Source organism: uncultured Gilvimarinus sp. (assembly GCF_963975215.1).
Taxonomy (GTDB): domain Bacteria; phylum Pseudomonadota; class Gammaproteobacteria; order Pseudomonadales; family Cellvibrionaceae; genus Gilvimarinus.
Genome location: NZ_CAXBFW010000028.1, coordinates 1 through 12,918 on the forward strand (window position 1 = coordinate 1; position 12,918 = coordinate 12,918).

Genomic DNA, 12,918 nt, shown 5'->3' on the forward strand with positions numbered 1-12,918 from the left:
GCCTTATTTTAGCAAAAAACGCCTATTTTTTGGAGTTTTTCTACAGTCTCAACGCTTATATTAACACGGATGATTATGCGGAATTTTTACAGGTGGCTGAGCAACTAAACTTGCAACTACTGGCCGTGATCGAGCAGCACGATGTTGCGCTTGCCCACTGGCTACCGGAGTTGAACGAAGGCCGTTAGCCGCTGAGGCTAAAGACGTAACGCAAAAAGCCCCGATTTATCGGGGCTTTTTGCGTTTAGCCTTGCTGGGCTAACAGGGCGGATTAGCTCTGTTGCTCGCGGGCGATGGCTCGGTAAGCGATATCAGTGCGGTAGTTAACGCCGTTCCACTTAATATTGCTGGCAAGTTTGTAAGCGCGCTCTTGCGCCTCTTGCACGCTATTGCCCAGAGCCGTTGCGCACAGTACGCGACCGCCATTGGTGACAATGTCGTCACCCTGACGGCTGGTGCCGGCGTGGAATACTTTCTCGCCAGCAGTTTCGGTGGCGGGCAGACCAGAAATCGCATCGCCCTTATTGTAGCTGGCCGGATAGCCGCCTGCGGCCAGCACTACACCTACCGAGGCGCGCGGGTCCCACTCGACGCTGGCGCTGTTGAGCTCGCCTTTGAGGGCCGTCAGGCACAGCGCGACTAAATCAGATTTAAGGCGCAGCATAATCGGCTGGGTTTCCGGGTCGCCAAAGCGGCAGTTGTATTCAATCACTTTGGGCGTACCAGATTCGTCAATCATCAAGCCGGCGTAAAGAAAACCGGTGTAGCGATTGCCTTCGGCGGCCATGCCTTTCACGGTTGGATAAATCACTTCATCCATAATGCGTTGGTGCACTTCATTAGTGACAACCGGTGCGGGAGAGTAGGCTCCCATACCGCCAGTGTTGGGGCCGGTGTCGCCGTTGCCGGCGCGTTTGTGATCCTGGCTGGTGGCCATGGGCAATACGTTCTCGCCGTCGACCATCACGATAAAGCTCGCCTCTTCACCGCTGAGAAACTCTTCAATAACCACGCGACAACCGGCGTCACCAAATGCGTTGCCCGAGAGCATGTCGCGTACCGCGTCTTCGGCTTGCTCAAGGGTCTCTGCCACAATAACGCCTTTACCGGCGGCTAAGCCGTCGGCTTTAACCACGATAGGGGCACCTTTCTCGCGCAAGTACGCCAGTGCCGGCTCGACCTCGGTAAAGTTTTGATAGTCGGCGGTGGGGATTTTATGGCGCTCTAAAAAGTCTTTGGTAAAGGCTTTTGAGCCTTCCAGTTGTGCGGCACCTTTGCTGGGGCCAAAGCAAGCCAGATTGCGCTCGGTAAAATAATCTACCACGCCTTCAACCAAGGGTACTTCGGGGCCGACGATGGTCAGTGCAATTTCTTCGGCTTTAGCGAACTCGGCCAGCGCGGCAAAATCCAGCACATCAATATCGACATTTTTAAGTTTGTCGTCCAGCGCGGTACCGGCGTTACCGGGTGCGAGGTAAACGGTTTCGACTTGCTGGCTTTGCGCCGCCTTCCAGGCCAGCGCGTGCTCGCGGCCACCGCCGCCAATAATGAGAATATTCATTTTTTCGGTACACGGTGAACGGGGAACGGAGTACGTTCCGGCGTTCTTCCGATCCTCCAGAATTTTGGTTTTACGTTAGTGGGGAGTCGGTTCCGTTCTCCGTGAACCGTCTCCCGTTGCCCGTCTTAGTGCCTAAAATGCCGCATGCCGGTAAACACCATGGCGATGCCAGCTTCGTCGGCGGCGGCGATAACTTCGTCGTCGCGCATGGAGCCGCCGGGCTGGATTACCGCAGCAATACCTGCCGCCGCAGCGTTGTCGATACCGTCGCGAAACGGAAAGAACGCATCCGATGCCATCACCGAACCGGGTACGGTAAGGCCGGCGTGCTCGGCTTTAATGCCGGCAATACGCGCCGAGTTAACACGGCTCATCTGGCCGGCACCGACGCCCACGGTAGCGCCGTCTTTGCCGTACACAATGGCGTTAGACTTAACCATCTTCGCCACCTTCCAGGTGAATAGCAGGTCACGCATTTGCGCTTCGGTGGGCACCTGTTTGGTCACCACTTTTAAGTCTGACTCGCTCACAGTGCCGTTGTCGCGATCTTGCACCAACAGGCCACCGGCAACGCGTTTGTAATCGTAATCGGCGGGGCTGGCACCCCACTGGCCACACTCTAACAAACGGACATTCTTTTTCGCGCTAACCGCCTCAATGGCGGCCGGCTCGATGCTCGGGGCGATAATCACCTCGACAAACTGCTTATCGACAATGGCTTTGGCGGTAGCGGCGTCGAGCGGACGGTTAAAGGCGATGATACCGCCAAAGGATGACTCGGGGTCGGTGGCAAAAGCGCGCTCGTACGCCACTTGCAAAGAGTCGGCACTGGCGACGCCACAGGGGTTGGCGTGCTTGACGATCACACAGGTGGGAGCGTCGAACAGTTTAACGGTTTCGAGTGCGGCGTCGGTGTCGGCAATATTGTTGTACGAGAGCTCTTTACCCTGCAACTGCTTACTGGTGGCAATGGTGCCGGGCGCTGGGTTTTTCTCGATAAAAAAGGCGCTTTTTTGGTGAGAGTTTTCACCGTAGCGCAGAGTTTGTACTTGCTGAAACTGGCTGTTAAAGGTGCGAGGAAAATCTTCGCTGCCACCTTCGACCATACGACCAAAGTAGTTGGCAATCGCGCCGTCGTAGGCGGCTGTGTGCTCGTAGGCTTTAATGGCTAAATCAAAACGGGTTTTGTACGTGGTAGCGCCACCGTTGGCTGACATCTCGGCCAAAATTTTCTCGTAGTCAGAGGCGTTAACCACGATGTTAACCCACGCGTGGTTTTTAGCCGCAGCGCGCACCATGGTCGGGCCGCCGATATCGATGTTCTCGATGGCGTCTTCCAGGCTGCAGCCTTCTTTGGCTACGGTGTTTTCGAACGGATAAAGGTTAACCACAACCATGTCGATGGTGCCGATACCGTGCTCACTCATAACGCTATCGTCCTGGCCGCGACGCGCCAGAATGCCACCGTGCACTTTGGGGTGCAGCGTTTTAACCCGGCCGTCCATCATCTCGGGGAAACCGGTGTAATCGGACACTTCTACTGCGGGAATGTCGCTGTCTTTGAGCAAGCGGTAAGTCCCGCCGGTAGAGAGAATTTCAACACCTTGCTGATGCAGGGCGCGGGCAAAATCTACGATGCCTGTTTTGTCGGAGACGCTGATCAGGGCGCGTTTTACGGGCGCGAGGTCGGTAGTCATGGGGACGCTTCCAGTTGTGGTTAAGCTGAGGTCAAGATTAAAGTCTTACCAATAAAAAAGGTGGCCCTGAGCCACCCTTGGGTGCCATAGGCACCAGCGATTAGCGTTTACAGTAAACCGTATTGCTTAAGTTTTTTGCGCAAGGTACCACGGTTTAAGCCCAGAGCTTGTGCGGCGCGGGTTTGGTTGTGACGGGTGTATTTTAATACCACCTCAAGCAGAGGCGCTTCGACCTCGGCCATCACCATGTCGTAGACATTGCTCACAGGCTGTCCGTCTAAGTGCTGGAAGTAATTTTCCATCGCCTGCTCGACACTGCCGCGCAGCGATTGAGCCTGCGTTGCGGGTGCCTGTGGTGCTTGCGTGCTCAGTGACTCTTTGGGAGTAATGGACGCTTCGGTGATAAAAGTTTCTACTGAATTCATGCCGCTTTTTCCTCTCTTTCTAACAGTTGTTCGAAGTAATCCCGAACACTGGCATATTGATCTTGGGCGTTTTCTAACTGGTTGAACGTGGCGCGAAACGGCCCGCTATCGGGCAGAGTTTGCAGGTACCAGCCGAGGTGCTTGCGCGAGATGCGCGGCCCCATGACCGGCCCGTAAAATTCGGCCAGTTCCCCCAAATGGGTACAAAGAATATCCCTGATGTCAGTCAGGGGTGGTTCAGCTAACAGTTCACCAGTACGCAAGTAATGGTCAATCTGTCGAAAAATCCAAGGGCGCCCTTGCGCGGCGCGCCCAATCATCACGGCCTGCGCGCCTGTGTGCTGCAGTACGCACTGTGCTTTGTGTGCGCTGTCGATATCGCCATTGCACAGCACTGGTATGGCTATGTTCTGCACAACCTCGGCAATCGTGTCGTACTCGGCCTGGCCGCCAAAGCGACAAGCCCGGGTGCGGCCGTGTATGGCTAATGCCTGGATGCCACTGTCTTCGGCGAGCCGGGCGATGGCCACGGCGTTGCGTTGTTCAGGGCTCCAGCCGGTGCGTATCTTTAGGGTCACCGGTACATCAACAGCGCTGACGACGGCGTGCAGTATATCGGCGACTAATGCTTCGTCGCGCAACAGAGCAGAGCCGGCAGCTTTTTTACAGACTTTTTTTGCCGGACATCCCATATTGATGTCGATGATTTGGGCGCCGTTATCCACGTTAAGGCGGGCGGCGTCAGCCATCATGGCCGGGTCGGCACCGGCTATTTGCACTGCAATCGGTCCGGTTTCACCCCGGTGATCCAGACGTTGGCGACTTTTGCGACTATGCCAAAGCGAGGCGTCAGAGGTGACCATTTCTGAGATCGCGAGGCCCGCGCCCTGTTGCCGGCAAAGCTGACGAAAAGGGCGGTCAGTCACGCCTGCCATAGGCGCCAGAATCACTGGTGCATCGATTTGATAGGGGCCAATCTGGAGCATTGTCAACTACCTTACCGACAGTTCTGCTTATAGCGATTCATTAAATTTCTAGCGGCAGGGCCGGTCGAAAAAGGCTGGCTATGATACCTTTTTGCAACCGGATTGGGAACGCAGATTTCGCACAGATTGGCTTTTTTTTAAGCGAATTTTGGACTTTAACTCCGGTGCCTGAATCCTCTAGGGAATAACCAGGCTGTAATTGACGGCGTTAGGGCCGGGGTCGGCCAGCTCAAGGCTTAAGTGTACCGGTTGGTTGGGCGGCATAATCGAGCGGCCGCTCAATTCGCCCCGCAAGTACTCTTTAGGGGTAAACCGGCGCGAGGCGACAGGTTTGTCGTTGAGGTCGCTAAAAGAGAGTTGTAGGTCCGGGTAGGGCTGCTCGAACTCGGCGCTATTGAGAATAATAGCGTCGACCATTAAGGCGTCGCTGCGCTCTGGGTGTTGCCGCACCACCAGGTTATAGGCGCTAACTTTGCTGGTGTCGCGCAGAGTTGGTAGTTGGCAACCCAGCCATTGGCAGGCGCTTTGGTAGTAGCCTCGATAGGGTTGGGTGCGGCTAAACCGGTCGACTTGCAGCCAGGCAATTTGCGCCGCCAGGGCAATGGCGGCAAGCGCACACAGTGACGCCCACAATAATCGTTTGCGCCAGGGGCGGTGGTGGGCTGTTGCCATTTCCACCGGCTCTGGGTCGATGCCCATCAGCAGGGCGCTGCGCTCGCTATCGTAGGCGCGTAACCGCCCCGAAAACGCCTCTTGTGCGGAGTCGCTCTCATTTATTGTCTCTGAGCGATCGGCTTTAATGGCGCTGTCGTCTGCGGTGTCCGGGTCATCCAATAATGCGGTGTCCAGATCGTAGCTTTCAGTTGCAAAGCTGTCTGGCGCAAAACTTTCAGGCACGTCGTAATCGTCGTAACCCTGAGGGGGAGTGTCGTCTTGCGGGTTATGTGCCGTTGCCGCAGTGTGGCTAGGCTTAAGGCGGACGGACGACTCTTCGTGGGTGATGCTGAGCGGGTTGTCGAAGGTGTTGTCATTATCGCGGCCAAGTGCGCCTTCCGCGCCGTCGTCTTCCAGCAAGCTCTCGGCCCAGGACTCGTCGCTGTCATCGACGAACTCGTCGGGCTGTTGCTGCAGTTGCCGCTCAAACAGTGAATGTCCGCTTGTGCTTGGGGCGACGTATAAGTGCGTGTCGTTTTGAGCGGGCGGGTTGCCCATATCATCACTGATTAAGACATCGTCATCAATTTCACTTTCCAGATCGATTTGCGCCTGATCAAAACGCAGCAAGCCGTCTGCCTCGCTTTGAGAACTTGTCATGGGCGTTTCGGCGGCGGGCGATGAGTCGCTGGCGACGGAGGACGTTGCCGAGCTTGTATCTTCTGTGTCCGGCGCGGTTGCTGGGGCAGGCGCAGCCCCGGTGTCGGGTTGCGCCGGATCAGGCGTGGTTTTTGGGCTGGGTGCCGCGATGTCTTGGTGATTTATGGGCTCATTGCTTTGCGCGGGGGCGTCACTCATTGGCAATTGCGCCTGGGTCGGTGCAGGCGTTTGCGGTGGGCGTTTGATCGCTTTGGTACGGTTCTCGACTGGCTTGGGATTGCCGCCTTCAATAAGATTGTGCTCGGCGTTAAAGATATGCAGGCAAGAGCCGCAACGCACAGCGCCGCGGGCTTTTTGAATTTGCGCAGGCGTAATCCGGAATGACGTACTGCATTGCGGGCAGCGAGTAACCAATTGGGTCATAGCAAACGCGTTTTCCTTGCTGTCGCGGGAGAGCTTTCCCGAACACACTCTAGGGGCAGTTTAGTCGCAAAGCCTGCACGGGTAAATGCGCCACAGTTTAGCGGCTTTTGGTACCGGTGATGCGAACCCATTCGTCTTTTTGTGCGATCGGGTCAAACTCAAAGTCGTCGCTGTAAGCGGCCATAACCGCATCGGCCTGAGTGGCCAAAATGCCCGATAAGCATATTTTTCCGCCCGGGCGGGTGAGTGCCGACAGCTGTGGGGCGAGTTCGGCGAGCGGCCCGGCCAGAATGTTGGCAAGCACAATATCCACCTGGTCGGAGGGCGCTTTGGGCGGCAAATACACGGGCATGGCGTCATCGGCCAGTTGGTTGCGCTGGGCGTTATCGCTGGTGGCGAGCAGCGCCTGCGGGTCGATGTCGACCCCTACAACGTGGCGCGCGCCCAATTTTAACGCGGCGATGCCCAAAATGCCTGAGCCGCAGCCGTAGTCCACGAGGGTTAAGTCTTGTAGCGGTTGCTGGTCCAGCCACTGCATACATAAAAAGGTCGTGGGGTGGGTTCCGGTGCCGAACGCCAGGCCCGGGTCCAGCAGGATGTTGACCTTGTCGGGTTCGGGGGGCGCAATCCAGCTGGGGCAAATCCACAGGCGCTCGCCGCAGCAAATGGGGTGGTAGTTGCTCATCCACTCCCGCTCCCAGTCTTTATCCTCCAGTTGTTCCCACTGGTGCTCGGGTAGCCCGGAGTCTAAAGCGTTGCTGATTTCGTTAGTGGTGGCGCGGGTATCGATGCCGGCATCAAACAGTCCGGTAATACGCACTTGATCCCACAGCGGGGTCTCGCCGAGCCCGGGCTCTAAAATCGGCTGGTCGGCATTATCCTGTAGCGTGACCGACACCGCGCCAGCATCCAGTAGGGCATCTTCGAGCGTTGCTGCTTGCTCGCGCACCGTATTAACTTTGATTTGTAACCAGGGCATGGGAATCCGCAAACTTAGGGCCCGACGGGTGCCGGGCCCTGCAGGTTTAACCTTCGAGTTTTTTCTCGAGGTAGTGAATGTTAACGCCGCCTTCACGGAAGGCCGGGTCGCGTACCAAGCGCTGCTGCAGCGGAATGTTGGTGCGAATACCGTCGATAACGGTTTCTTCCAGCGCGTTGCGCATGCGGTTAAGGGCGATGGTGCGATCTTCACCGTGGGTAATGATCTTGGCGATCATTGAGTCGTAGTTTGGCGGTACGGTGTAGCCGCTGTACAGGTGTGAGTCTACCCGTACGCCAAAGCCGCCCGGGGCGTGAAAATTGTTGATGGTGCCAGGGCAGGGCATAAAGGTTTTGGGGTCTTCGGCGTTGATACGACACTCAAACGCGTGCCCGCGAATGACCACATCCTCTTGCTTGATCGAGAGTTTCTCGCCGGCGCAAACGCGAATTTGCTCGCGAATAATGTCGACGCCAGTAACCATCTCGGTAACCGGGTGCTCCACCTGAACGCGGGTGTTCATCTCAATAAAGTAAAAGCGGCCGTCTTCGTACAAAAACTCAAAGGTGCCCGCGCCTTTATAGCCGATATCGATACAGGCCTTTACGCAGGCTGCAGCGGTGGATTCGCGAATGTCGTCGGGAATGCCCGGTGCCGGTGCTTCTTCCAATACTTTTTGGTGGCGACGCTGCAGCGAGCAGTCGCGATCGCCCAGGTGGATGGCATTACCCTGACCGTCGGACAGAACCTGAATCTCGACGTGACGAGGGTTTTGCAGGAATTTCTCCATGTAGACGGTATCGTCACCAAACGCGCTTTTGGCTTCGTTTTGGGTGATTTGGATCGAGTTCATCAGCGACGCTTCGGAATGTACCACGCGCATACCCCGTCCACCGCCGCCGGCAGCGGCTTTAATAATAATGGGGTAGCCAATGCGCTTGGCGGTAGCTTGGCAAGCGGCACTATCTTTAGAGTCTAGCGGGCCGTCAGAGCCAGGTACGGTAGGTACGCCGGCTTCTTTCATGGCCACAATGGCCGCGACCTTGTCGCCCATGGTGCGGATAACGTCCGGATCGGGCCCGATAAAGACAAATCCGCTTTTTTGCACTTGCTCGGCAAAATCGGCATTTTCGGCCAAAAAGCCGTAGCCTGGGTGGACCGCGATTGACTCGGTCACTTCCATAGCGCTGATAATCGCGGGGATATTCAGATAGCTTTGGGGCGACGGGTTCGGTCCGATACAGACCGACTCATCGGCCAGTCGCACGTGCTTTAAATCGCGGTCCACTAGCGAGTGCACGGCGACGGTTTTAATGCCCATCTCTTTACAGGCGCGCAAAATCCGCAGGGCAATCTCACCGCGGTTTGCAATTAGTATTTTCTCAAACATGACACCAACTCCTCGTGTTTAACGGCGCGTTGCGCCTAACAGCTGTGCTTAACAATCGCGGTTAAACGATGGTTACCAAGGGTTGGTCAAACTCTACGGGCTCGCCGTCTTCTACCAAAATGGCTTCAATAACGCCTGATTTATCGGCTTCAATCTGATTCATCATCTTCATCGCTTCGATGATGCAGACAACATCGCCGGCTTTAACTTGTTTGCCTACTTCCACAAACGATGGCGAGCCTGGGCTGGGTGAGCGATAAAAAGTGCCGACCATGGGCGATTTGAGTGCGTGGCCGGCCGGGCCTTCGGGTTCGGCGGCAACCGGGGTTGGCGCCGGAGCCGCTGGGGCTGCAGGGGCCGCCGCAGGGGCATACACTTGTTGGGGTTGCGCGGCCGCGGCGTGGGTAGAGTTGCGGCTGATGCGTACAGACTCTTCGCCTTCTTTAATTTCCAGCTCACCGATATCAGACTCTTCTAAAAGCTCAATCAGTTTTTTAATTTTACGAATGTCCATGTGATCCTCTCTTAATGTACCGGATTCAATTTAAGCAATAGGTTTACGATGAGCTACGAGCGAGCGCTGCAGACAGTGCCAGCTCGTAGCCCTGAGCGCCAAGGCCGCAAATAACGCCCTCGGCAATATCAGAAAAATAAGATGTGTGGCGAAACTCTTCACGTTTATAGACGTTGGAGATATGCACCTCGATAAACGGAATTCCCACGGCCAGCAGTGCATCGCGCAGTGCGACACTGGTGTGGGTAAAGGCGGCTGGGTTGATAATAATAAAATCGACACCCTCGTTGCGCGCTTCATGCACTCGGTCTATCAGTTCGTACTCGGCGTTGCTTTGCAGGCTTAGCAAATGGTGGCCTTGCTCTAGGCAAATAGCGCTTAGGCGATTGTTGATATCGTTGAGCGTGGTGGCTCCGTAGACGCCCGGCTCACGAGTACCCAGCAAATTAAGGTTGGGGCCGTGTAACACCAGTATGCTCGCCATAAGGAATCCTATGCTGCCTGTGCCAATGATAGGCGGGAGCTGTTCTCCCAGCCGCGTATAAGGCGCGAGTTTGCCGCAAAAAAGCTGATGTGTCCATGATGTGCCGGTATTTTTCTCGAAATCCCGAAAAATGTCGACACGTTTGCGGGCGTTAGTAGGTATTTACGGGAAGCTGGCTGTTTGTTGCCCGGCTGATGGTTTGCGTTTTTGCACGATAAGGGCAATTACCCCCGGAATAGCACCCACTTGGCGGAAAGTTGAGCAACTTCTTTGATTGTGTTGCTAACGTCGCTTAATGTGCTGTCTGTTTGGGGTAGGCGAGGGCAAATTCGTCCAGCAAGTGCTTTTTGCGCAGTAATTGCGGCAAAATTACGGCTTTCCCCTGAGCCTTTGGCGCAAACCATAAATAAAGCGGCACCCCGCTGCGCTCATATTCTTGCAGTAACGCGGTGATGGCCGGGTCGCCATTGGTCCAGTCGCCTTTTAATGTGGCGATATCGTGGGCTTTAAACGCGTCGGTAATGTCATCGGTACTCAATACCACCGCCTCGTTGGTTAAACAGGTGACGCACCAGTCGGCGGTTAAGTTAACGAACACTCCGCGCCCTTCGCGGCGCAACTGCGCCAGGGTGTCGGCTGTGTAGGGTTGCCAGTGATCAGTGCTGGTAAGTGCTGTGGGTTTTGCTTTGAGAGCAACCACCGGTAGTACCAGCGCGAGTGCTACCGATACGATGGCGACAATATTAATAATCACCTTGGCGGCTGCCCGAGTGGGGCGGTGTTGACGCAACCAAAGGGCAAAGCCAAATAACAGGGCGCCCAGCAATATAATGACAATGCCATCGCTATCGGTCTGATGCCCCAGCACCCAAAGTAACCACAGGGCCGTGAGGTAAATCGGAAACGCGAGCAGCTGTTTCAGAGTGTCCATCCAGGGGCCCGGCGCCGGTAAGTGGCGAATCAGGCTGGGGGCGTAACACAGCAATAACAGCGGCAAGGCCATGCCAAAGCCCAGCGCGACAAACACCAGCAGGGCGGTGGGGGCGGGCTGCGTAAGGGCGTAGCCAAGAGCGACCCCCATAAAAGGTGCGGTGCAGGGGCTGGCGACTACGGCGGCCAGCACGCCGGTAAAAAATGAGCCCGACAAACCCTGGCTTTGCGTTAACCGCTGGCCGACCCCCATCAGGCTACTGCCCATATCAATGAGCCCGGAAAGCACTAACCCCATTAATACAAACAGGTAGACCAGTGCGGCAATCACCAGGGGTGATTGCAACTGAAACCCCCAGCCGGCCGCTTCGCCGCTGGCGCGAGCCACAAGCAGTAAACAGGCAAACGCGGCAAAGCTCACCAGGATGCCGGCGGTATAGGCCCAGCCATGGTGATGGGCGCGCTGGCGGTTGGCGCCGGTAAGGCTCAGCACCTTAATCGACAGCACCGGAAACACGCAGGGCATTAAATTCAGAATCACGCCGCCCGCCAGTGCCAGCGCCAATATGGCCCACAACCCACGGCCTTTGTTGGCTGTGGTAGAGCTCGCCGTGTCACCGGTGCCGGTGGCGCTGTGAAAGGTTTCGGTTGTAATCGGGTCGGCGGATTGCTGGCCTGGGTCGATACGCAGGTAGTCGTCGTAGGGGGGGTAGCACAGGCCGGCCTCGGCGCAGCCTTGTGATTGTACTTTTAGATTAAATGGCGCGGTATCGGCAGGTAGAGCCAGGGTCAGGGTGGCTGAGCCAAAGTGCAGCGCCATATTTTTTTCAAAGTACTCGTCGTACTTATCGACGCTCTCAGAAAAGTGTGGCGTTAGCTCGACGCCGGTATCGGTGGTGAGCTTAAAGCTTTGCTGGTAGAGGTAGTAGCCGGGTTCAATGTCCCAGTGGAGTATCAGCGAGCCGTCCCGCACCCAGCTGCTTAGCATATAGGCTTCGGTAACGGGTAAAAACTCCGGCTCGGCGTCTTGTTCGGTGCCGCCCAAAGCAAGGCCGGTGCCGGGGCTGGCGGATTTTGGTGGCACCAGCTCCAGGGTGTTGGCACTGTGGGCGAGTGTCGAAGCGCAAAGGGCTAGTAACAGTAACAACCGGCTGGCAGTGGCCAAGGTTAAGCGGCGGATCAAGGTGTCAGTCATTACGCAGTGTTAACTCGCAAACAGTAAAACGGATGAATGTGGTTGCCTATTCTCGCGCTCGCCGCGATCTTTTACAAATGCTGTGACGCGGCCGGTGATCCGCTCTGGGCAACATGCGTCAGACCACAGCGCCGGAGTGTGGTTCCGGTGCGTTGCCGCCGGGCAGGCGACCGGCTACACTGGCCCCACGGTAGCCTTGGTTTGCAATGTTAATTTACTTGAGCGCTTGTGGAGATTTGGCGGTAATGAAGTTTTTAAACGGCTCGGCGGTTTTGTGTGTATTAATGGTGCTGGCCGGCTGCTCGAATATGGGCAGTAAAGCGCCCGCGGCCCCCGAACCCGTGGTAACCAAGCCCACCGTCAGCCCGGAGCAACAACGTGCCCGTACCATCGCCCGGTTATTGTCGCAGGCAGAGCGCGCGCTCGCCCAAGACCGGCTATTGATGCCCGCCTATGATAACGCCTACGACCGCTATGCCAGCGTATTGCAGTTGGATAAAGACAACGAGCCCGCCGAACTGGGAATGCAGGCGATTGTGTTGCGCTATTTGGATATGGCCCGGGATGCAGCGCAGCGCAGCCGCTACCAGGAGGCGCACACCTACCTCGACCGGGCTGCGACAATACTGCCTGACAACGCCGCGGTGAGCGCGATGATTAGCGAGCAGCGTAAACACACGCTGGAGCCCCAGGCGCCGGTGGTGGCAGACAATGCCGTGATGCTTAACGCCGGGGAGCTACAGGCGCGCAGCGACACGTTAAAAGCCCAATTAAAAGATCTGGCTTTGCGCGCACGACGGGATGATCAAATGGTGCTGATTGTCACCGGCAGTGATGCCGAGGGGCGCTGGGTCTATCAAACCATGCGCGAGGCGGTAAAAGGCTACTTGTTGCGCGGCGATATAAAAGTCGGCTCGCCCGTGCGCGTAGAGTTTTTATCGCCGCCTTAGCAGGCTATCGGTCGTGCGGTTTTGTGGCTGGCAACGCTCATGGTAGGTAAATACCTTCATCTTATTAAGG

General features: G+C 56.4%; 12 protein-coding genes. 2 read left to right on the plus strand and 10 right to left on the minus strand.

The annotated features are described in order from the left end of the window. On the plus strand, positions 1-188 hold a 188-nt coding region (locus tag AAC019_RS14800; protein ID WP_339899892.1), incomplete at its 5' end, for a hypothetical protein. Positions 189-271: 83 nt separating this feature from the next. Here AAC019_RS14800 and purD read toward each other — a convergent pair. The 10 genes from purD to AAC019_RS14850 all read right to left on the minus strand — a co-directional run bounded on the left by purD (position 272) and on the right by AAC019_RS14850 (position 11,898). Beyond that, positions 272-1,561: a phosphoribosylamine--glycine ligase gene (gene purD, locus AAC019_RS14805; protein ID WP_339899893.1), complete on the minus strand. Its 1,290-nt coding sequence runs from the start codon at positions 1,559-1,561 to the stop codon at positions 272-274. Between the two features lie 125 nt (positions 1,562-1,686). Then, the gene (gene purH / locus AAC019_RS14810; RefSeq protein ID WP_339899894.1) at positions 1,687-3,258 is read right to left on the minus strand and encodes a bifunctional phosphoribosylaminoimidazolecarboxamide formyltransferase/IMP cyclohydrolase; all 1,572 of its coding nucleotides are present in this window, start codon (positions 3,256-3,258) and stop codon (positions 1,687-1,689) included. A gap of 107 nt (positions 3,259-3,365) precedes the next feature. Continuing rightward, positions 3,366-3,683, minus strand: a complete 318-nt coding sequence (gene fis, locus AAC019_RS14815; RefSeq protein ID WP_041522533.1) for a DNA-binding transcriptional regulator Fis — start codon at positions 3,681-3,683, stop codon at positions 3,366-3,368. Further along, positions 3,680-4,675 (minus strand): tRNA dihydrouridine synthase DusB, encoded by a 996-nt coding sequence (dusB, locus tag AAC019_RS14820; RefSeq protein WP_339899895.1) that lies wholly within the window; start codon positions 4,673-4,675, stop codon positions 3,680-3,682. Before dusB ends, fis begins: the two co-directional genes overlap by 4 nt. A gap of 171 nt (positions 4,676-4,846) precedes the next feature. Continuing rightward, positions 4,847-6,406, minus strand: coding sequence for a DUF3426 domain-containing protein (locus tag AAC019_RS14825; protein WP_339899896.1), 1,560 nt, complete (start codon positions 6,404-6,406; stop codon positions 4,847-4,849). A 97-nt stretch (positions 6,407-6,503) separates the two neighbouring features. After that, complete coding sequence (gene prmA / locus AAC019_RS14830) at positions 6,504-7,385, minus strand: 50S ribosomal protein L11 methyltransferase (RefSeq protein WP_339899897.1); 882 nt, start codon at positions 7,383-7,385, stop codon at positions 6,504-6,506. A gap of 46 nt (positions 7,386-7,431) precedes the next feature. Next, positions 7,432-8,775 (minus strand): acetyl-CoA carboxylase biotin carboxylase subunit, encoded by a 1,344-nt coding sequence (gene accC / locus AAC019_RS14835; protein WP_339899899.1) that lies wholly within the window; start codon positions 8,773-8,775, stop codon positions 7,432-7,434. Between the two features lie 61 nt (positions 8,776-8,836). Then, entirely contained in the window at positions 8,837-9,289 is a 453-nt protein-coding gene (gene accB, locus AAC019_RS14840) for an acetyl-CoA carboxylase biotin carboxyl carrier protein (protein ID WP_339899900.1), read from the minus strand. Between the two features lie 43 nt (positions 9,290-9,332). Continuing rightward, the gene (aroQ, locus tag AAC019_RS14845; RefSeq protein WP_339899901.1) at positions 9,333-9,773 is read right to left on the minus strand and encodes a type II 3-dehydroquinate dehydratase; all 441 of its coding nucleotides are present in this window, start codon (positions 9,771-9,773) and stop codon (positions 9,333-9,335) included. A 292-nt stretch (positions 9,774-10,065) separates the two neighbouring features. After that, positions 10,066-11,898 carry a protein-disulfide reductase DsbD gene (locus AAC019_RS14850; RefSeq protein WP_339899902.1) on the minus strand — a complete coding sequence of 611 codons (1,833 nt, stop codon included), beginning with the start codon at positions 11,896-11,898 and terminating at the stop codon, positions 10,066-10,068. Between the two features lie 245 nt (positions 11,899-12,143). On the opposite strand from AAC019_RS14850, the gene AAC019_RS14855 reads away from it, so the two are divergent. Next, positions 12,144-12,848 (plus strand): N-acetylglucosaminyltransferase, encoded by a 705-nt coding sequence (locus tag AAC019_RS14855; protein WP_339899903.1) that lies wholly within the window; start codon positions 12,144-12,146, stop codon positions 12,846-12,848. The last annotated feature ends 70 nt before the right edge of the window (positions 12,849-12,918 follow it).